This window comes from Candidatus Nitrosopumilus sp. bin_68KS (assembly GCF_054095825.1).
Genome location: NZ_JBSWSP010000030.1, coordinates 1 through 18,269, shown reverse-complemented (window position 1 = coordinate 18,269; position 18,269 = coordinate 1). Strand labels below are relative to the sequence as shown.

The following is an 18,269-nucleotide window of genomic DNA, read 5'->3' as shown; positions in this document are numbered from 1 at the left end:
TAATATTAGATCTATTTTCCAAATGCTTCTACTTTTGTAAAAGCTTCATCTAGTCTTTGATGCAATGTTTTATTCCATTCATCAAATCCTGATGGATCTTTTGGATAATTATTGTAATGTTCAACTAACCATTGATTTTCTTTAGAAGTATATCTGAGTCCATCTGCAACTGTCTTGTTCATTGCACCTCTAATTATCATTCCAATCTTTCCTAATCCTGAAAAGTCTGGATGTTCACCTTTACTAATTGATTCAGCATCAAGTTTACCCAAAAAATGTTTCATTCCATAACTGATTTGTTCATTAGACATTTGTTGAATTAATCGTCTAAAGAGTTCAAGACCTGCAGTTTTGTATCCATATTCTTTGATATAATCAAGATTGTATTGCCAAAGACTAGCTTCAGAAACATCATTTGCTTCTAATGCTTGAGCTACATTATTTCCTAAAATTGTACCTGCAATTAATGCTGGTCCTATACCTCCTGCATCAATTGGTTTTGGCATCCATGCAGAGTCTCCAACCATCATGTATCCTCCTGAAACCATGCAATCATTTTGTCTTCTAACTGATACTTGGAAAACCCCGGAATTATTGTTCATGTCTTGCGGATCTTCTGATAACTTTGCATTTTTGATAGCTATATTTCTTGCAAGATATTCTTTCATTAATGATTCAACATTATCTTTCTTTCCAAGTCGTTTGTTTCTTTTATCTAACAGAGATTTTTCTACACCTAAACCAATGTTAACTTTAGTATCTCCTTTTGGGAATACCCATCCATATCCACCAGGTGCAATATCTTGATCTAAATGAATAATACAATAATCTGGATCAAATTCAGTAAGATCCTTTTTTCCAGGTTCGAAATACATGATGTATCTTCCGGTTGATTCTAAATCTCGTCTATCTATCCTCTTTTCCACTTTGGTAGAGTTTTGAAGTCCATTTCTAAGCATAGATGTAACTCCTGTTGCATCAATTACAATTTTCGATGTTTTCTTGAATGGTAGTTTTGTTTTGTTATCTACACCTTGAATTCCAACTGCTTGCTGTCCATCATAAATTAGACCTGTTAGATTGATTTCATATTCAAACTCAATACCTATTTTTTTACATCTTTCATTTTGAATTTCCGGTAATTTTTGACGATTCAACATAAATCCATCACCATCAAAAGGAATTGCAGTTTCTCTATCTGGTGATAATGCCATTACTCCTTTAACATCATGTTCGATTTCAGGTCTGGTCCATTCAACTTTGATTCTTTTGGACATAAAATCAACTGCTTCTTTTGAACATGCGTCTCCACATACCCATCCAGCTAATGATTTTCTACCTGGCAAAAATTCTGTATTTCTATCAACAACCAAAATTTTTGCATTTTGGTTGGAATAGTGAGAAATTGCTTGTGCTGTAATTGTACCTGCAAGACCTCCGCCTGCAACTATAACGTCGTAATCTACCACGATAATTCGGTCCGTCTATCCGTATTTAAAATAATACCATGATGATCTGTGTCGATCTTTCATACTTGGTTTATATCGATTAAAATGGGGTCGGTTCGTCGCGGCCTCTTCATAGCTTTAACTCAGACTGGAGCGGCTGTTATTTCCTCATTCCCAAGCTGAATTGCTTAGTTATTCCTATTTAATCTAGTTGTCAATCTGAAAAATTTCTGCAAATGTTTTGATTGTATCTTTTTTGTTGTAAATTGGTGTATGAATTTTTATTTTTATTGTATCTTTTTCGCTAACTATGACATTCCCATTGATTAATTCTTGTTTATCTAATCTCATATGGAACCTAGAGTCAACTGTTCTTTCTTCAACCTGCTCAATTAACTCTGTGATTTGTTGTTCTGAGAGTAATTCTAAAAGTTTCTTGATGAACTTTTGAGCCTGTTTTTTTACAATTTTTGTATTTAACATAATTATTGGATTTTCAAAATATCCAGTAGTCTCATGAACTGTAAATTCTTCTTTTTCTATTTCGAGTAAATCCCCAAATGATTGAAATATTTTTGAGATATCTTCTGTTGCATGAACAATAACATCAATTGTTACTTCAATCTTACCAATCATTATTGTAAAAGAATAACTTTGGTTACTTATGCTTCAAGTAACACTGTTTCTTTATCTGCTGTTCTGATGAGTTTTACTTTCTCAAGACCAACATGTCTAACTCTAATAACTTTCTTAAACGCTGCCATAACATCTGAATTAATTTTACTATAACATGTTGCTTGAACAAATTGATCTATTGTCATTTCTGGAATTGTTTTTCTGATTATATCTTGAGCAATTAATCTAAGAGCATGCTGTCTAGATGTGTTAAGTTGTCTATGTGTTAGAGCAAGTAATTTGATTCTAAAGATGTAGCCATCTTTAGTTTTGATATCTATGCTAAAGTTAATTTTTGATGAACCACGTCTAACTAAACTACGTAAAAATTCTTTTGAATATTCATATCTCTTAAAAATTGTTGTTGCCTTGTCGCCATCTACTTTGTTAATTTGGAAATATATTTTGTATTGATGCTGTGAAGGATCTCCTTTTAGAATGTCATATAATGTAACTTCTAAAACTCTACCTATTGCGTTCTCATCATCAGTAATTGGAACATAAGCTATTGGTACGTTGTTAAATGAATCTGGTGCATATACTGTAACCCAGCGTTTTTCTCTCCACTTGTCCTTTACTCGACCTTTTCTACGTGCCAATTATTATCGACCTTTGAACCCAAAATATAAGGGTATGTCACTAGATCTCTTTCTGATTTCCCATGTAACTCTGTAAAACATGAGGGATTTTGATATGCCCATCTTTTGTTTGACCATTCTCCATTAATGCCACCATAATTCTTGTTGTAGCAATTAGTGTACTGTTGAGAGTGTGTAGGTATTGTGTATCTTCATTTGTTTTATCTCTAAATCTTATCTTCAATCTTCTTGCTTGGTAATCCAAACAATTTGAGCACGATACTATCTCTCTGTAGGCCTTTTGTCCTGACATCCATGCTTCGATATCATATGTTTTAGCTGAAACTTTTCCCATGTCTCCAGTTGAGAGTAGCATTACTCTGTATGGAATTTCTAAACTTTGGTAAAATTCTTCAGCAACTGAAATCATTTTTTCATGCTCTTTCCAGGAATCTTCTGGTCTTGAAAAAACAAATTGTTCAATTTTATCAAATTGATGTACCCTGAAAATCCCTTTCTGATCTCTTCCATGTGCACCTGCTTCCTTTCTAAAACATGGACTAACCCCTGCATATCTCAAGGGCAAATCTTTTCCCTCAATGATTTCTTTAGAATGCATTGCAGCCATAGCATGCTCAGATGTACCAATCATGTAGAGATCCTCTTCTTCAACTTTGTAAATTACTTCTTCAAAATCATCTGCTATTACTGCCCCCTCCATTGATTCTCGATTAATCATGTAGGGTGGTTGAATTAGTGAATATTCTTTTTTTGCCAGAAAATCTAATCCGTAATGGATTAATGATTGATTGAGTCTTACAAGATCATTTTTTAGATAATAAAATCTTGCACCTGCTACTTTGGCAGCTCTTTCTAAATCCACCAAGTCTAAATTTTCTGAAATATCGATATGATCATTTATCTTAAAATCAAATTCTGGAATTTTACCCCATGTTCTGATTTCTTTATTTGCATTTTCATCTGCCCCAACTGGAACTGATTTATCAACAAGATTTGGAATTGTTAGAGCTAGTTTTGAATATAATTTTTCAATGTTTTCTTGTTCTAATTCTAATTCTGAAAGTTTTCCTGAAACATCCCGCATCTCTTCTAAAATCGACGATGCGTCTTCTCCTTTCTTTTTTTTCTGTGAAATTTCTAATGCTACTTGATTTTTCTTCTTTCTCAATTCATCTGTTTTGATGATAAATTCACGTCTTTTTTGATCATACTCTATTAATCCATCCAAATCAAATTTTACTGCCCTTGCTTTTAGCATATCTTGAATAACCTGAGGATTCTCTTTGATTAATTTTGGATCTAGCATTACTCTATCACCTTTAATGCCACTTGGATATGTTCCAATACTTCATCAATTGTTCCAATAAGATGCTTCATGTTCTTCTTACTCTCAAAATTAAAAACTAGTTTGTTATCAATATTTTCAACATAAAGACTCAATCCTTCTGGAAAATTTACATTGTCAGGTTCTAGTGCTTTTTTGACAGTTTTGGCTTTTTCTTGTGATATGTTATTGAGAACTACTTTGACTTGACACGTTAACGACATTTACTTCCAAATAATTGAGAAATTCGTCCAATTTGTCTTTAGTTATTTTTGCCCCAGCTGCTGCGTTATGTCCACCACCAATTCCATCAAATTTTTCAGCACCGGTCCTCATAATTTCACTGAGATTGATATCTGAATTACAACCAAAAGATTTTCTTGATGAGAATTTTATTGTATTTTCTTCCCCCTTTGTTCTCAAAATAACAATTTTTCCTGAATTTTTCGGAGAACCTGCAATTAATGATGATATAGTTCCAGTCATTGTTTCTGGTACTATGTCTTCACCATTTACCATAATGCATGTTTCACTTTCTGAAATTCGCCATTTCTCATTTGATAGAATATTCATGTATTCTCTTATCATTTTTCTATAATCTGTTAGTATTGATTCTCCTTCTCTGAGTATCTTGTTTCTGTCTCCCATGCATATTGCCATTCCAACACCTGAGCGATTAATCCTTCCACAGGAATTTAACATGGTTGAAAACTCTCTCCCGTCTCGGAGGAAACCCCTGTTATCCTCTCTTGGAAATGTATAGGTATATCCAATAAGTTCAGACATTATCTCTGTAGCATTTTTGCCTGCTGTAAATTTTGAAATTGATTCAATTACTTGTCTTTTTTCTTCTTCGGTTAATTCTGCTGGAACCCTCCACCTTCCTCCATCCTTTAGCTTAATTCCTGATGAATTTAGAAGAGAAAGACATGCATCTCTATTCCAGGTAAGGCCTTCAATAAATGGCTGTGATGTAAATGCAAGTGCATCTGGAAGAGGTCTAGTTTCTCTGCCTACGAGTAATAAATCTAAATCAATATCTACCAAACCTTGTTCTTTTGCAGTATTTGCAATCTCAAAATTTTTACCCGTAAATGATTTTCTTTCCCCCTGATCTTGTCTGTCTCCTAATGCTGAAACTATTGCAATGGCAGACAAATCTGAATTTTTTTCATCAAGTGACATGGATGCAAGATATGCCATGCCTCCTGCACAGATCTCAACTCCTCCATCAATTCCATATTTCCATGCGTTAATCACATTTTGATTGTCTATTTCTTTATCTGGAATTTGATGATGATCCAATACAATCCAATTGTCCCCAAGAGTTGAATCAAGTTCACTTGCAAAACCTCCTCCTAAATCTGTAACAATATGAAAATCCCTAGAATCTGTTTTGAAGGACTCTACTACATTTTTACTAAATTCTTTTGATGTTCTAACTGTGCAATTTGCACCTGCTCTGATTAGGGCTTTTGTAATAATACTACCAGATGTAAGTCCATCACAATCAATGTGGGTTGTAACTGAAATTGATTTTTTTGATTTAATGCAATCTGAAATTTTATCTTTGAAATATGATAGTGACTCATCAAGTGATTTTGTCATTACTCTAATTGAGCAACCACGGATTTATATTTCCAGGTTTTAGGAATTCTTTCAATTCTTTTATAGTATACAGATAATCTGTGAACTTTGGCTTCTATTAATTCCAAAGATCTAACATTTCTGTTGTCTCCTTTGTTTTCCTTTAGGTGTTTTTGAAGACCAACTGCCTTGTTTACCATATTTTCCAAGTCTTCTGGCATATCTGGTTTCAAATCATTTTCTTCAAGAATTTCACCCATACTTTTTTTAGTAATTGGTTTGATTAGTGGAATAGAATGCTGATCTCTCAATTTAATTCCAATCTGACTTGGGGTTAAACCATCCTTTGAGTATTTTACAACTAATTCTTCAATTTCTTTAGGACTTTGAGTTATCCATGAAGGTGCACGTAATGTAGCTGGTCTAATAGAATGTGACTTTCCATGTCTATGTGTGTGCATTCGTCCCATGATTTGGCTCAATAAAATACAGAATTAAACGTTACTTATACTGATCTCGTACATTATATCAAAAATTGGGGTTTAGAAGAAAAGTTAAATAACTCACCAGGTTCAAAACGAGCAGGTAAACGGTATGAATACAAAAATACTATTAGCAGCATCCTTAGTTGCTGTCTTCACTATGGGATTCTATGCAGAAGATGCAATAGCATTTGCACAATACATGGGAAACGTTGGTAGTGAAGGTGAAACCGGATCATACACATTAGAAGAAGCACTTGAAATTCAAAGAAGAAGAATTGAATCTGCTGAAGCAAATCCAGCCTCTGGTTCAGGAACTCCATATCTTGATGCAAGTGGTGTAGTTGGTGCCTCAGTAATTGCAGGTGCAGTGTTCGGTGGTATTGCAGGAGCATTCTTCATTAGAGGAAGATCTGGCAAATACGCAGCAATGGGCAGAGGATAATCAAACCTCACTTTTCTCTTATTTTATTATCTGTATCCTAGTGAATACTGATCTCGTACTTTCTGATAATAAAAGAAATGTATATATCGCACAAATTGAGCCAAATTATCATGACTCCTATCGTAGGAACTTTCCTAAGCATCCTGTCTTCACTTACAGGACAACTGGGACCAAACTATGATCCATTATTCTATGATGTAATGATTTACATCTTCGGAACCATGATGTTCACAGTATTCCTTCTTGGAATTATTTCATTCTGGTTACGTGTACACGGATGGGCTTACAAAGACAACCGTGAGAGATGGGTCGATGAGTTGGACAGACACTTTGAAAGAGAAGGCATTGGTCTGATTCCAGACAACGGTAAATACTGGTAAAATTACTTCCTTTCTTCTTTTCATTATTTTTAATATCTTGTAGTGAAAACTATCTTGTTTTCTAATTCTGTTAAAGTCAGAAACCTATTTTTCTAATTCTGGTAAGAAGTCTTTGTCTTTAGATGAATCATAATCCTTTGAAGTAAATACTGCTTTGTAGTGATACTTGTCCTGTAATGGTGTTTTTAGACCATTATCTGATAATCTATCATTTACATAAATTTCTGTTTTTGATTCTTCCATATCTCTAATTTTGAACTTAGAAATGTATAAGAAATGCCCGATTTCAAAATTGGGGTCTTCTGTCCATTCCGCATATACTGTACCGTCATTAGAAAGTGTGTAAATTGCTCTTTGACAGTCTTCTGTTATTCCAATATTTGGCTGAACTTCTGCTTTTTGACCATCCATAATCATTTCAAATGTAAATGAAATTTTCCAATCAGTATCCAAATCGTCAATACAAGCATTATGCGCTTGCTCACCTATCAAGGGGTTTACTACTAAACTAGTAAGTAAAACTGCAATAGCACCTATGATGCCACTTATCACAAGAAATTTTATTGTCTTGTTTCTTTTGTAAGGATCCCCCATTCCAGGATATTTCATCGTGATGACTTTGAGCAGATTCCTTAAAGTCCTTTCTCTTATTCTAGCATTATCTCAATTGTATCAAATTTGTCTTGGTGATCTGCCAAAGAATATGTTATTTCGTCAGAGTCAATTTCTAACCATTCTGATTCTCCCTGATAAGGAAGATAATCTTCTACAAACAAATCATTAGGTCCTGTCATTCTGACAATTACTTTCTCACTTTTTGACTTTATCTCAAACGGTAATTTTAGAACTTTGCCTCTTCTCTGATTTTGTATGTTGACTTTGAATTTGTCCGAACGAAATTCTACTTCTCCAAAAAAATAACTTTGAAAAATATCTAATTTGATTATTTTAAAACTTAACATATTTTCAATACAATTTTCTAGAAGATAAAACTTGGTTTAAAATCAATACGTCATCCGTATGATTGATTAGAAAATGAAAAGGAAAGGTTGGGTTGTTTAGATTACTTGCCAGGGTCTTGTTGCAAACGTAATGACATATCCAACACCTATGATAATTGATTGATATGCGATGTTGGTATATGGGATTGGTTTGATAATTGGTTCCCCTTCAACGACAACTGTTTGACCTGGACCCAGTCCTGGACCAACTTTGGCTACATTGAGTTGGGTGTGTACGTGGTATACACCTGCTTCAAGTGCTTTTGCAGATAGTGAATAATCAACAATAGCATTACCTGGAATGTCAAAGACGTTTCCTGGTGGATCTCTTGCTAACATCTCCCATCTGTTACCTGCGTTGGTTGACTCTGTGAATATTGAGAGCCATCCTCTTAGGTCTCTTTCTACAAGGCTGACTAGTGTTCCTTGAACTGTCAAGGTTTCGCCAGTTTGTAGGGATTGTCTGTTAAAGGTTTCATCTTCAATTCTGATGAAACGACTCTGGAGTTGTGCTTGGACACCGTGTGCATCTGCAGTTGGAAGAATGGATTCAACCCAGTTGAAACCTAATGTTCCTAGTGCAAGTACTACAGCTAGTCCAAATACGAAAATTCTTTTTTCGACCATAGTTATCCCTAATATTGAGGAAATAAAGGACATCGTTATATGTTTTACCTTAATCACGAGGATCGATCCTTTCTTCAATGTCAATCATCAATGTTATACAATGAAAATGATAAAAAAATCATATGATTATTATATTTTAATTTATAATAAAGAATAATTTTCATTATAATTTTCATTTTTTATATAAAAAATTGGATAAAATCTCTTTATCTTCAAACTCTTACTTTATATTCCGAATTCACACCTATGTTGTCATGGCACAGATGCCCGCATTAATCCCAAAAGAAGTTGAGATTCAGAGACTTAAAAAAATCTGGCTCATCGTTATTGCTATGGGATCCACTGCAGCATCAGTCGAAGTAGATAACTTCGTCGATGGTTCTCTACATCAGACTTCTATCAGAGATAGTGCATTCACACCAGCACACTGGTGGTTGTATTCCCACTTCATCACATTACCACTTGGATGGGGAGCAGCAGCAATCTATGATAGAAAAGTACCAGTTCTTAGAGGTCCTAATAATTCAATGAACACTGGTTTAAAGATGACCATTCTTGGTTACCTTGCAACTATGTTTACAATTGGGGTCAATGAGATGTGGCACTTCTGGTTTGTAGAAGAAATATTTGCGGTTCCAAACCACTGGATGTTTAACATGGGTGTAGTAGTTGCATTCATGGGTGCACTAGCATACGTAGTTAGAGTATATGCTCGACTCGTAGAACTAGGTGCAGAAACTCCTGGTGAGAACCCATATGTTGCAGAGATGTACAAGATGGCTTTAGAAGGCAAATTGTACAGCAGATCAATTCCATAGACAAATTGTGCAAAAGCACACTTTTTTCTCTTTTATTATTTTAAAGACGTAGATCGTACAATCCACATCTGTTTAAGAAAGATTTAAAAGGATTCTACTTTAGAATAATTCCAGAATGACTCTTCCTAAAGGATTTGGTTCTGGCGGCACTGGTGGATCATCAAGTGCTGATATAGAACGAATGATTGGACGACGCGTTGAAAATATGACTGGTATGATTACAATCTCATATTGGGCAGCATTGTTAGCAACTTTTGGTGGTACTGCAGCAGGATACTTCTATTATCCATGGGCATATCCAACAGCAAGTGGTCACTTTGCATTCATCGTACTTGCAATCATTGAGGCAATAGGTTACATCTTCTGTGTTAAAGTCATGGAAGAAGGTTCCAACAAAAATAGTAATGGCATAGTTGGTGGCAGTATTGCTGCTTCTGTAGCTTTCGTACTATTCGTATCACTATACGTTGGTTGGTAATCCGAAGGAAACCCCTTCAGACATTTCTTTTTCATTTTCATTAAATTAAGAGACGACTTTGTCGTCTTTTCATATTTTATTAAAGTCAAAAATGACGATCTTCTGCATACTCTAAAATTTTATATACTGACCGTTTCTTTGACTTCATATGGTCTGGTTAAGACGATGTACACACTACTTATTCATAGTAGTAGTTGCAGTTAACTCAACACTGTTAACAATTAATGCAGGAGACTACATCTTCTACACTGACTGGGCTTGGACATCGTATACGGTATTCTCAATATCGCAAACGTTGATGCTTCTTGTAGGTGCATGTTATTATCTAACATTTACAGGCGTTCCAGGCACAGCAACGTACTACGCTCTAATTATGACAGTATACACATGGATAGCAAAAGCCGCATGGTTTTCACTTGGCTACCCATATGACTTCATTGTAGTTCCAGTTTGGTTACCATCAGCGATGCTGTTGGACTTAGTATACTGGGCAACAAAGAAGAACAAGCACTCCTTGATACTGTTTGGCGGCGTACTGGTAGGAATGTCATTACCATTATTCAATATGGTAAACCTGATAACAGTAGCAGACCCACTAGAAACGGCATTCAAATATCCAAGACCAACATTGCCACCATATATGACACCAATCGAACCGCAAGTAGGTAAATTCTATAACAGCCCAGTTGCTCTCGGTGCAGGTGCAGGTGCAGTATTGGGATGTACAATGGCAGCATTAGGTGTCAAACTAAACACTTGGACATACAGATGGATGGCCGCTTGGTCAAAGTGGGACTAAAAACTCCAACCTTTTCCTTTTCATTTTATTATTTTCTCTTAGAGGTTTCTCTAGACTAAATTCTAAAAAGATAAAATATTACAAATTTGTTTAATAATTTTTAATCAATAATTCAAAGTGTCCAGTTCGTTTTTTAGAATTTGAATTAATGGAACGGTTTGCATGGATTTTTTTAATTTTCCAAGATTTGCTTGAGAACAATTCTGCTACCTCTTTAGAATCTGAATTTGATAATAAAACATTACATCCTTTAGAATCTAATTCTAAACAAATCTCTGCAAGTCTGTTGAGATCCTCATGTGTGAAACTCTTGTTAGTGTAACTTGTAAAGTTGGCAGTGTCACTAACTGGTTGATATGGTGGGTCAAAGTATACAAAATCACCTTTTTTTGCATCTCGAAGAACAGATTCAAAATCTCTACATTTTATTGCAACTCTACTTGATTGTAAAATAGAACATACTGCACGTAAATTTTCTTCATTTACTATGTTTGGATTTGTGTATTTTCCTAGTGGTACATTGAATTTTCCTTTGCTATTTACACGATACAATCCATTAAAACACGTTCTATTCATAAACAGTAATCTTGATGTTTTTTCAATTTCGCTTCTAGGATTGGATTCTCTAACTGAATAATAATATGATTTAGAATCTTTATGATAATTTCTTTCGTGGTTTTTTAGCGATGAAATTAATTCATCAATTCTATCTCGAATTGTAGTATATGTCAAAACTAGATCAGAATTCAAATCCGAAATACTGCATTTTTGACCCTTTCTTTCAGTAAGGATATGGAAGAGTAATGCACCACCACCCAAAAATGGCTCAAAATATGTTCCAAAGGTTTTAGGGAGATTTTCATTTAAAATTGGAATTAGTTGACGTTTTCCACCTGCCCATTTAACGAAAGGCTTTGGAGTTACAGATGAAATCTGCCTGTATACTTGTTTCAATGATTATGATTGCAAAAATCATTAACTGTGCTTTAGATAAAATAATTTGATCTTGAACTAACTTTTTCCTAGTCTCACAATAGCTTAAATACAAATTTCGTAAATTGGTTAAATTTTGAATAATATCGTAATTGAAGGATTACATTAGAATTTTGTAGAAAATAATAAGCTTCGAACGGGATCTGAACCCGCGACCTTTACATTACCAATGTAACGCTCTACCAGGCTGAGCTATCGAAGCACGAAAATTCTCAGTAGAAAATCCTTATAATTCTTCATTCTGAGCGATATTCTTCTAAACTGTTAAATTTCACACAGATTTCTAGATTTTTGGAGGAGTAATCAAGCCTGGCCAAAGTAAGCACAATGTGCTTTTGGACATGCAGGACTTAAGATCAAATAATGGGTGATCCTGTCTCTCAGGAGTTCGTGGGTTCAAATCCCACCTCCTCCATTACTCTATTTTGGATGCTTTATTCCTCTAGAGTTTAAGACTTCATAGACATCTGGTAATGAGAAAACAAAACCAACATGTACACAATCTTTTTCGTCACATAGCTGACAGAACAATTCTCCTTTTTGAACTGCAACTTCTGCGATTCTATTTTTGATATTATCTTTTAGAATAACACGATCATCATCGACAGAAATTTTTTCAATCTTGGGGGCATATCTTGCAAAAGTTTTGTCCTTTTGCATCATCTCCTCTAACATGTAAGTTACATAACCTGAAAAACTATTGACGCCTTTCATTGTAAGGTCGTCTTTACTGTTTTGATAAACCTGATGGAATTTATCATAAACTGTTTCTGAAACTGTGATTGATTTAAATCCGGCTTTTGGCAATTTACTTTTCCTTACCGTACAATAAAGTACTCAAGTATTTAATGTTTTATTTTCAAGGTGCTGTCATCTTGTCAGTTGATTTTTCTATGTTACCTTTAACCTTAAATTAAAAAATTAATTTTGAATAAGTAAATTCACTTTTTTCAAAAACAACTCGATTTTGATAGGTTTTTGTTCAACATCAATATTCTTTTGATCAAGACTGAATTTATTCAAAACTGCATCCTTGTCAGCAGTAACAAAAAATATTTTCTGATTGGGCATCATTTCTAGTATTTTTCTACCTGCTTCAATTCCATTTAATATAGGCATAGAATTATCACTTACAATTAGATCAAAAGGAGGCTTTCCAGATTTATTTAATTCAATTTCCTTCTCATAAAGTTCAATCTCTTCTTTCCCATCAATGACAATATTGACTTTATACCCTTCAGATTCTAAAACATCTTTATAAAATTCTGCTATTGCCTCAGAATCTTCAACTACAAGAATTCTTGAACCGTAATGCATAATTTCATAAATCCATGAAATAATACATAGATCTGTATGTTGTTCTTGATCGGACAATAGGATTGAGTATTGCTTTATGAACTATGAACATAGCTAATTTTCTGTCTATGATTTTACTCCTACAGGCTTGAGTGAACCATTTTAAAAATAGCCTCCCAGAATATTGAAAATTAGTGTTTATACAATACCATCATCCAAAAATATCATGGGCAGGGGATATTCAACAGAATCAATTAGAGAAAAACTGATTTTATCTTTAGAAAATTCTGATTCTGGAATGTCAGGAGTTGAAATTTCTAAAAAAATTGGAATTAATAGAATTACAATGTCAAAATACCTCAAAGTTTTTGCAGCTGAAGGATTGCTTCGACAAAAAAATATTGGAAATATAACTTTGTGGTTTTTAGAACCAGGTCAAGAATCTTTCAATTTTCCTGATGATTATTTCAAAGTGGGATCTACCTACCTTGAATATCTGGTTAAAGGTACTGATGAGCAAACTCAATCTTTAATTCGAAATTGTTTGCATTCTGGAGCAAATGCTAATCGTTTAATTCTTGAGGTAATTTTTCCTGCAGTTGATCATGTGCAAACTCTATTTGAAGCAGGAAAAATTGGAACGGCAGAGCTCAATCTCTTAAAAACTACCATTTCAAAATCATTTCAAATATTCAATCAAATTCAGATGGTGACTGATCTAAAAAAGAATGTAGTTGTCATTGCAGCTGATTCACAAAGTATCTTGATTTCAGAAGCTGCTTCTGCAGCGTATCATTCAGATGGATGGAAGGTTTCTCATTTAGGTGATATGACATCTGCAATTGATGTCTTGTTTGATCTAGATTTTCAAAAATTAGTGGGAAAAATCTGGAAGCAAAAACCTGGAATTTTACTAGTGATAATTTTCTCTCATTCTAATGAAGGATTGAATTTTTTTGCCAATTCTATAAATCCGATTAAGGAAAAATCTGGGAAAAAAATGAAATTAGTACTATGTGGTAAAACATCTAAAAAATCTAAAATTCATTCTGATTTACTCTCTGATCAACTTGAGGATATTTTACAATGGTCTAAAACAACTGCTGAAAATCTAAAATGATGAAAAATGGGCCCGATGTGATTCGAACACATGACCTTTCGATTATCAGTCGAACGCTCCAGCCAAGCTGAGCTACGAGCCCACGAACAAATCTCTAGGCAGGACTCATTTAAGTTTAATTTTCCTTCCATTTGATTGAGCAACCAATTGATGGATCAAAATCGTTTTCAATTTTTTCACCAGACAATAATTTTTGCATATTATTGATCATTGTCTTTTCAGTTGGGGAATCATCTGGTTTCATAGCATTATCTATTCTTCCATGAAAAACCAATTGCTTTTGGCTATTGAATAGGAATGGATCAGGTGTACACATTGCTCCATATTTCTTTGCAATTTCTTGTGTTTCATCTACTAGATAATCAAATTTGAATCCTTTTTCTTTTGCAGTCTCTTTCATAGCTTCAAAACTATCTTCAGGATAATCCGTAGAGTCATTACTGTTAATTCCTATAATTGCAATTTCCTTTCCAAATTTTTCATATAACTCATTTAATGCGTCTACTTTAGCTTTAACATATGGACAATGATTGCACATGAAAATTACCAAAATCCCTTTGGAGTTACTGTAATCATTTAAGGAATGTTTTTTATCGTCAATTCCCAATAATTCAAAATCTGGTGCAATACTTCCAGTTTTTAGTTTGACTTGAGACTCTAATAATACCATGAAGAAACCATCTTGTTTTCAAATAAAATTCTTGCCAAGAAGCAACAATTAAAATCCACAGATAATCCAAACTTCATGTGGGCCGGTAGTATAGCCTGGTAGTATACCCGCCTTGCACGCGGGGGGTCACGGATTCAAATTCCGTCCGGTCCACTTTTTTCATTAAACCGATCTGTGCTGAATTTCAGATTACTGGATGGATTTAAATAGGATAAGTTTGAGTTTTTTTTCATGACAAGCGCAGCAGACGGATGGCCTGTATTCATACCACTCATTGTAGGTTTAGCCCCCGGTTTGATTTACTGGTTAGCAATTACCGCAAAGAGAAAATAAGAATACATTATTTTTTAATCTCTTTTTATTATTCTAATCTTAGTGGTAACTAGGTGAATTCATGTTACCTTTCTTGTTGACTATATGTTATACTCAATGAAATTAATCTCATTTAGTAACTTCATTTGATGCAGAAATTTGTTTTAGGAGTATTTTTGGTTTTACTTTTCATTCCTTTTTCACAATCTTATTCTCAAGAAAAAACTGATACGCTTTCAACTCTTTCAGTCTCTCTTACTAGTGAAACTCCTTTTGTTTATCAGGATTCAGAAGGCTATACTGTTGTTGTCGGAGTAGTTGAAAATACTGATTCGTTATCTTCTGTATCAAATGTAGTGATTCAAGTGAAATTTTATGATGATTTGGATCCAAATCCTTTGGAAATCAATCAAGGTATCACAACTCTTGAAGTAATTCCTCCAAATGGTAAATCCCCATATGCCATTCGTTCTCAATCTCCTAATCCAAATATCACTCAGGCATCTGTTTTTCTTTTGGGATTTGATCCTTCAGTATCTAAACAAAAAGGATTGTCTGTTTATTCCACTGATGTATTTTATGATACGTCCTTAAGAGTTTCAGGAGTTTTGCAAAATGGGGGAGCACCTAATACTGACACTAATGTTTACCTTGCATTTTATGATGGTTTTGAACCATCACGAATTCTTGGGATTTCTACAATAGAACTTGGAAATGTAGAGTCAAACGCTGAAGTATCTTTTGAAATAAATGAAGACATTGATCCTCGAGCTGTAGGGTTTTTGTTATTTGCAGAGTCTAATATTTTTAATTCTGATTTTGTTGATGTAAAAATCCCACCTCCTCAATCGATGTCAAAATTAGTTTCAATTTCTAATGTTGCTGTAGAGGATACAAATGGAAACAATCTCTCTGAAATTAAGGTCGGTTCAACTGTAAACATAGTAAGTGAATCATTAGTTGAGTTTTCTAGCAAACAAATCCCTGCTGAAACTCCATACACATACTATGTACAAATCAAAGAATCAGGGGAATCTCCATATGTTGAGTTTATTGGAAAATTTGATGGGAGATTTATTGGGAATGAAGCTCAGTCACAATCCGTAGATTGGATTCCAGAAAAAAATGGATTATTTTTCATTGAAACATTTGTTTGGGATAGAAATAATATTCCTATATCTGAGCAGGGTCCATTTGTCCTAATTCTGGTAAATTAGATTAATCACTACAAAGGAATTCTACCGTTTAAATGCAACAAGATTGGTTGTAATGTACTTATGAAATTTAATCTCTTTTTAATTATTACAATGTCTTTACTTGTAGTATCTTTTTCAGGACAAAATGCTTTAGGATATGGTGGTCCACCTGAACAAAGCAGCGCAAATAACTACACTGTAGATGTCAATACTGACAAGGAATCATATGATCTTGGAGAATCTATAATCTTTTCTGGAACTGTAAATAAATTTGATGAAGATAGAAATTTACGTATTTCTATTTTTGATTCTAGTAACAATTTAGTCTCTACTCAAAAAACATCTGTAAATTCTGATAGGGCTTTTTCATATACTATTATTTTAAGTGATAAATTTCTTGAAGGAAAATATATTGTAAAAGCTCAATATGGAAATTCAAAGGCTACTGTAGAAAGTATATCATTTATGATAAATTCTGATGTGGATACATCTTCATCTATCAATACAAAAATCCCTGATTGGATTAAAAGTAATGCTGGTTGGTGGGCTGATGGTCAAATTGATGACAGCTCATTTGTTGAGGGCATTCAATTCTTGATTAAAGAAGGATTGATGAAAATCCCTGTAACTGAACAGGGTTCAGCAAATACTGATAATAAAATCCCTGATTGGATTAAAAGTAATGCTGGTTGGTGGGCTGATGGTCAAATTGATGACAGCTCATTTGTTGAGGGCATTCAATTCTTGATTAAAGAAGGATTGATGAAGTTATCTACTTAAAATAAAAATTCGATTTAATTTACATTTTCAGAATTAGAAAAGTAGATTTATTTTCAAAGAATTTTACACATATGCATGTCTAAATTTTCCCTTGTTGCTATGGGTGGGACATTTGATATAATCCATAAAGGACATTTGACATTACTTTCAAATGCATTTAATATTTCAGATAAAGTCATAATTGGATTAACTAGTGATGAACTAGCTGAAAAGAAGGGAAAAATCCCAATTCACAAATATGAAAAACGACTTAAAAATTTGACAGTAGAACTTTTAAAAAAATACCCTGATACTTCTTTTCAAATTAGTAAACTGAATAATGATTTTGGACCTGCTGTTTTAGAAAAAGGGATTCAAGCACTTGTAGTAAGCGATGAAACTAGCAATCAGGGAAATATCTTAAATAAATTACGTGCTGAAAAGAAACTTCCCCCTGTTGAAATTATTTCTGTTCCAATGTTTTTGGCAAAAGATGGAAAAAGAATTTCTACTACTCGAATTAAAAATTCTGAAATTGACATTGAGGGAAACTCGCTTTCAATTGACAAGTAGCTTGTCTAACTTTGAGTAATCGTAATAAAACAAAATTATTTGATTGAGCCTCATGGCCATCATTAATCACATGATGAAAAAAATTGATACCGACGTATCAAATCTTAAACAGGGACTACACCCTGAGAATCTCTCATATTGGTATGATAAAATCATCAAAGAAACAATTGAGATGGCTCCCCCTTGGCTTCAGGATAAAATCAAAGTCCATCAAGATCCTATACTTTCAATGAAATTTAATTTAGATATTTCAAAACGTGCAGTTAGATATTTCATGATAGCAGTAGACAATAATTTAGATGAAATGCCATATTCTACAAAACTATATTTTCTTAAAGTCCAAGAAATAATGTCTACTGAAATGGATAAATCATTAGTATAATATCCGATTTTTTTCACTTTAGGCACAAATTTAATCTGTAAGTATCTATAATCAAATATCTTAACTCCAAATACAATGGAACTCTACAAATCAAAGTATTCTGACAAAAAAAATTCGCAAAGAACTTCCAATAGAGATAATGGTCCTTCCCGTTCTTTTAGAAATTCTAGTCGAGATAGATATTCACGAGATGATAGAGGTTCACGAAATGACAGTAGAGATGAATCTACAACTGTAACTTGTTCTGATTGCGGCACTGAATGTACAGTTCCATTTGTTCCCAGAACTAACAAACCTGTTTACTG

At 33.8% G+C, this 18,269-nt stretch carries 24 protein-coding genes, 4 tRNA genes and 1 pseudogene; 13 read left to right on the top strand and 16 right to left on the bottom strand.

The features are described 5' to 3' along the window. Window positions 1-11: 11 nt before the first annotated feature. The 7 genes from ACW9W3_RS10480 to ACW9W3_RS10450 form a co-directional block, all read right to left on the bottom strand. A complete protein-coding gene (locus ACW9W3_RS10480; RefSeq protein WP_457766079.1) occupies window positions 12-1,469 on the bottom strand; it encodes an NAD(P)/FAD-dependent oxidoreductase in 1,458 nt (485 codons plus the stop codon). A 186-nt stretch (window positions 1,470-1,655) separates the two neighbouring features. Further along, a complete protein-coding gene (locus ACW9W3_RS10475; RefSeq protein ID WP_457766078.1) occupies window positions 1,656-2,084 on the bottom strand; it encodes an RNA-binding domain-containing protein in 429 nt (142 codons plus the stop codon). A 26-nt stretch (window positions 2,085-2,110) separates the two neighbouring features. Then, window positions 2,111-2,722: a 30S ribosomal protein S3ae gene (locus tag ACW9W3_RS10470; RefSeq protein WP_457766077.1), complete on the bottom strand. Its 612-nt coding sequence runs from the start codon at window positions 2,720-2,722 to the stop codon at window positions 2,111-2,113. A gap of 40 nt (window positions 2,723-2,762) precedes the next feature. Continuing rightward, window positions 2,763-4,028, bottom strand: a complete 1,266-nt coding sequence (gene serS, locus ACW9W3_RS10465) for a serine--tRNA ligase (RefSeq protein WP_457766076.1) — start codon at window positions 4,026-4,028, stop codon at window positions 2,763-2,765. After that, window positions 4,028-4,270: a KEOPS complex subunit Pcc1 gene (locus ACW9W3_RS10460; RefSeq protein WP_457766075.1), complete on the bottom strand. Its 243-nt coding sequence runs from the start codon at window positions 4,268-4,270 to the stop codon at window positions 4,028-4,030. The genes serS and ACW9W3_RS10460 overlap by 1 nt, the downstream gene beginning before the upstream one ends. Next, the gene (locus ACW9W3_RS10455; RefSeq protein ID WP_457766074.1) at window positions 4,233-5,654 is read right to left on the bottom strand and encodes a DHHA1 domain-containing protein; all 1,422 of its coding nucleotides are present in this window, start codon (window positions 5,652-5,654) and stop codon (window positions 4,233-4,235) included. The genes ACW9W3_RS10460 and ACW9W3_RS10455 overlap by 38 nt, the downstream gene beginning before the upstream one ends. After that, window positions 5,654-6,103 carry a 30S ribosomal protein S15 gene (locus ACW9W3_RS10450; protein WP_048115090.1) on the bottom strand — a complete coding sequence of 150 codons (450 nt, stop codon included), beginning with the start codon at window positions 6,101-6,103 and terminating at the stop codon, window positions 5,654-5,656. The genes ACW9W3_RS10455 and ACW9W3_RS10450 overlap by 1 nt, the downstream gene beginning before the upstream one ends. 124 nt (window positions 6,104-6,227) lie before the next feature. On the opposite strand from ACW9W3_RS10450, the gene ACW9W3_RS10445 reads away from it, so the two are divergent. Continuing rightward, window positions 6,228-6,560 (top strand): hypothetical protein, encoded by a 333-nt coding sequence (locus ACW9W3_RS10445; RefSeq protein ID WP_457766073.1) that lies wholly within the window; start codon window positions 6,228-6,230, stop codon window positions 6,558-6,560. 110 nt (window positions 6,561-6,670) lie between these two features. Beyond that, window positions 6,671-6,940 carry a hypothetical protein gene (locus ACW9W3_RS10440; RefSeq protein ID WP_012215889.1) on the top strand — a complete coding sequence of 90 codons (270 nt, stop codon included), beginning with the start codon at window positions 6,671-6,673 and terminating at the stop codon, window positions 6,938-6,940. Window positions 6,941-7,024: 84 nt separating this feature from the next. Here the strand turns inward: ACW9W3_RS10440 and ACW9W3_RS10435 are convergent, their stop codons facing one another. From ACW9W3_RS10435 to ACW9W3_RS10425, 3 genes are all read right to left on the bottom strand, one after another. Continuing rightward, the gene (locus tag ACW9W3_RS10435) at window positions 7,025-7,549 is read right to left on the bottom strand and encodes a hypothetical protein (RefSeq protein WP_457766072.1); all 525 of its coding nucleotides are present in this window, start codon (window positions 7,547-7,549) and stop codon (window positions 7,025-7,027) included. A 38-nt stretch (window positions 7,550-7,587) separates the two neighbouring features. Beyond that, window positions 7,588-7,902: a hypothetical protein gene (locus ACW9W3_RS10430; protein WP_457766071.1), complete on the bottom strand. Its 315-nt coding sequence runs from the start codon at window positions 7,900-7,902 to the stop codon at window positions 7,588-7,590. A 96-nt stretch (window positions 7,903-7,998) separates the two neighbouring features. Beyond that, window positions 7,999-8,568, bottom strand: coding sequence for a methane monooxygenase/ammonia monooxygenase subunit B (locus ACW9W3_RS10425; RefSeq protein WP_457766070.1), 570 nt, complete (start codon window positions 8,566-8,568; stop codon window positions 7,999-8,001). 143 nt (window positions 8,569-8,711) lie between these two features. On the opposite strand from ACW9W3_RS10425, the gene ACW9W3_RS10420 reads away from it, so the two are divergent. The 3 genes from ACW9W3_RS10420 to ACW9W3_RS10410 all read left to right on the top strand — a co-directional run bounded on the left by ACW9W3_RS10420 (window position 8,712) and on the right by ACW9W3_RS10410 (window position 10,663). Further along, complete coding sequence (locus tag ACW9W3_RS10420) at window positions 8,712-9,386, top strand: methane monooxygenase/ammonia monooxygenase subunit C (protein ID WP_457766107.1); 675 nt, start codon at window positions 8,712-8,714, stop codon at window positions 9,384-9,386. A gap of 115 nt (window positions 9,387-9,501) precedes the next feature. Continuing rightward, on the top strand, window positions 9,502-9,864 hold the full coding sequence (locus ACW9W3_RS10415; RefSeq protein ID WP_457766069.1) for a hypothetical protein: 363 nt from the start codon (window positions 9,502-9,504) through the stop codon (window positions 9,862-9,864). A gap of 148 nt (window positions 9,865-10,012) precedes the next feature. Further along, a complete protein-coding gene (locus ACW9W3_RS10410; RefSeq protein ID WP_457766068.1) occupies window positions 10,013-10,663 on the top strand; it encodes an ammonia monooxygenase in 651 nt (216 codons plus the stop codon). Window positions 10,664-10,753: 90 nt separating this feature from the next. On the opposite strand, the gene ACW9W3_RS10405 is transcribed toward ACW9W3_RS10410, so the two are convergent. Beyond that, window positions 10,754-11,617, bottom strand: coding sequence for a DNA adenine methylase (locus tag ACW9W3_RS10405; protein WP_457766067.1), 864 nt, complete (start codon window positions 11,615-11,617; stop codon window positions 10,754-10,756). Between the two features lie 167 nt (window positions 11,618-11,784). Beyond that, window positions 11,785-11,858, bottom strand: a tRNA-Thr gene (locus ACW9W3_RS10400). Between the two features lie 91 nt (window positions 11,859-11,949). Here ACW9W3_RS10400 and ACW9W3_RS10395 point away from each other — a divergent pair. Further along, window positions 11,950-12,071: transfer RNA gene (locus tag ACW9W3_RS10395), tRNA-Leu, on the top strand. Window positions 12,072-12,076: 5 nt separating this feature from the next. Here ACW9W3_RS10395 and ACW9W3_RS10390 read toward each other — a convergent pair. Together ACW9W3_RS10390 and ACW9W3_RS10385 are read right to left on the bottom strand one after the other, a co-directional pair. Continuing rightward, complete coding sequence (locus tag ACW9W3_RS10390; RefSeq protein ID WP_048115112.1) at window positions 12,077-12,463, bottom strand: hypothetical protein; 387 nt, start codon at window positions 12,461-12,463, stop codon at window positions 12,077-12,079. A gap of 114 nt (window positions 12,464-12,577) precedes the next feature. Next, complete coding sequence (locus ACW9W3_RS10385) at window positions 12,578-13,030, bottom strand: response regulator (RefSeq protein WP_457766066.1); 453 nt, start codon at window positions 13,028-13,030, stop codon at window positions 12,578-12,580. 148 nt (window positions 13,031-13,178) lie between these two features. On the opposite strand from ACW9W3_RS10385, the gene ACW9W3_RS10380 reads away from it, so the two are divergent. Continuing rightward, complete coding sequence (locus ACW9W3_RS10380; RefSeq protein WP_457766065.1) at window positions 13,179-14,072, top strand: B12-binding domain-containing protein; 894 nt, start codon at window positions 13,179-13,181, stop codon at window positions 14,070-14,072. A 7-nt stretch (window positions 14,073-14,079) separates the two neighbouring features. Here the strand turns inward: ACW9W3_RS10380 and ACW9W3_RS10375 are convergent. Then, a tRNA-Ile gene (locus ACW9W3_RS10375) sits at window positions 14,080-14,154 on the bottom strand. Between the two features lie 33 nt (window positions 14,155-14,187). After that, a complete protein-coding gene (locus ACW9W3_RS10370) occupies window positions 14,188-14,742 on the bottom strand; it encodes a thioredoxin family protein (protein WP_457766064.1) in 555 nt (184 codons plus the stop codon). Window positions 14,743-14,821: 79 nt separating this feature from the next. Here ACW9W3_RS10370 and ACW9W3_RS10365 point away from each other — a divergent pair. From ACW9W3_RS10365 to ACW9W3_RS10340, 6 genes and pseudogenes are all read left to right on the top strand, one after another. Further along, window positions 14,822-14,895, top strand: a tRNA-Ala gene (locus tag ACW9W3_RS10365). Window positions 14,896-15,203: 308 nt separating this feature from the next. Next, complete coding sequence (locus ACW9W3_RS10360) at window positions 15,204-16,271, top strand: hypothetical protein (protein ID WP_457766063.1); 1,068 nt, start codon at window positions 15,204-15,206, stop codon at window positions 16,269-16,271. A gap of 483 nt (window positions 16,272-16,754) precedes the next feature. Continuing rightward, window positions 16,755-17,030 (top strand): annotated as a pseudogene (locus ACW9W3_RS10355) (hypothetical protein); the annotation flags it as partial. A 75-nt stretch (window positions 17,031-17,105) separates the two neighbouring features. After that, window positions 17,106-17,582 (top strand): phosphopantetheine adenylyltransferase, encoded by a 477-nt coding sequence (locus tag ACW9W3_RS10350; RefSeq protein ID WP_457766062.1) that lies wholly within the window; start codon window positions 17,106-17,108, stop codon window positions 17,580-17,582. Between the two features lie 52 nt (window positions 17,583-17,634). After that, window positions 17,635-17,964 carry a hypothetical protein gene (locus ACW9W3_RS10345; protein WP_457766061.1) on the top strand — a complete coding sequence of 110 codons (330 nt, stop codon included), beginning with the start codon at window positions 17,635-17,637 and terminating at the stop codon, window positions 17,962-17,964. A gap of 75 nt (window positions 17,965-18,039) precedes the next feature. Continuing rightward, window positions 18,040-18,269: CxxC-x17-CxxC domain-containing protein (locus tag ACW9W3_RS10340; RefSeq protein ID WP_457766060.1), on the top strand; the 230-nt coding region annotated here is incomplete at its 3' end.

Excerpts from the sequence above, each read along its gene's own strand:
- ACW9W3_RS10430 (WP_457766071.1), bottom strand. The coding sequence starts at position 7,902 with ATGTTAAGTTTTAAAATAATCAAATTAGATATTTTTCAAAGTTATTTT.
- ACW9W3_RS10450 (WP_048115090.1), bottom strand. The coding sequence starts at position 6,103 with ATGGGACGAATGCACACACATAGACATGGAAAGTCACATTCTATTAGA.
- ACW9W3_RS10410 (WP_457766068.1), top strand. The coding sequence starts at position 10,013 with ATGGTCTGGTTAAGACGATGTACACACTACTTATTCATAGTAGTAGTT.
- ACW9W3_RS10425 (WP_457766070.1), bottom strand. The coding sequence starts at position 8,568 with ATGGTCGAAAAAAGAATTTTCGTATTTGGACTAGCTGTAGTACTTGCA.
- serS (WP_457766076.1), bottom strand. The coding sequence starts at position 4,028 with ATGCTAGATCCAAAATTAATCAAAGAGAATCCTCAGGTTATTCAAGAT.
- ACW9W3_RS10445 (WP_457766073.1), top strand. The coding sequence starts at position 6,228 with ATGAATACAAAAATACTATTAGCAGCATCCTTAGTTGCTGTCTTCACT.
- ACW9W3_RS10345 (WP_457766061.1), top strand. The coding sequence starts at position 17,635 with ATGGCCATCATTAATCACATGATGAAAAAAATTGATACCGACGTATCA.
- ACW9W3_RS10460 (WP_457766075.1), bottom strand. The coding sequence starts at position 4,270 with ATGTCGTTAACGTGTCAAGTCAAAGTAGTTCTCAATAACATATCACAA.
- ACW9W3_RS10435 (WP_457766072.1), bottom strand. The coding sequence starts at position 7,549 with ATGAAATATCCTGGAATGGGGGATCCTTACAAAAGAAACAAGACAATA.
- ACW9W3_RS10475 (WP_457766078.1), bottom strand. The coding sequence starts at position 2,084 with ATGATTGGTAAGATTGAAGTAACAATTGATGTTATTGTTCATGCAACA.
- ACW9W3_RS10370 (WP_457766064.1), bottom strand. The coding sequence starts at position 14,742 with ATGGTATTATTAGAGTCTCAAGTCAAACTAAAAACTGGAAGTATTGCA.
- ACW9W3_RS10440 (WP_012215889.1), top strand. The coding sequence starts at position 6,671 with ATGACTCCTATCGTAGGAACTTTCCTAAGCATCCTGTCTTCACTTACA.
- ACW9W3_RS10455 (WP_457766074.1), bottom strand. The coding sequence starts at position 5,654 with ATGACAAAATCACTTGATGAGTCACTATCATATTTCAAAGATAAAATT.
- ACW9W3_RS10415 (WP_457766069.1), top strand. The coding sequence starts at position 9,502 with ATGACTCTTCCTAAAGGATTTGGTTCTGGCGGCACTGGTGGATCATCA.
- ACW9W3_RS10360 (WP_457766063.1), top strand. The coding sequence starts at position 15,204 with ATGCAGAAATTTGTTTTAGGAGTATTTTTGGTTTTACTTTTCATTCCT.
- ACW9W3_RS10380 (WP_457766065.1), top strand. The coding sequence starts at position 13,179 with ATGGGCAGGGGATATTCAACAGAATCAATTAGAGAAAAACTGATTTTA.
- ACW9W3_RS10350 (WP_457766062.1), top strand. The coding sequence starts at position 17,106 with ATGTCTAAATTTTCCCTTGTTGCTATGGGTGGGACATTTGATATAATC.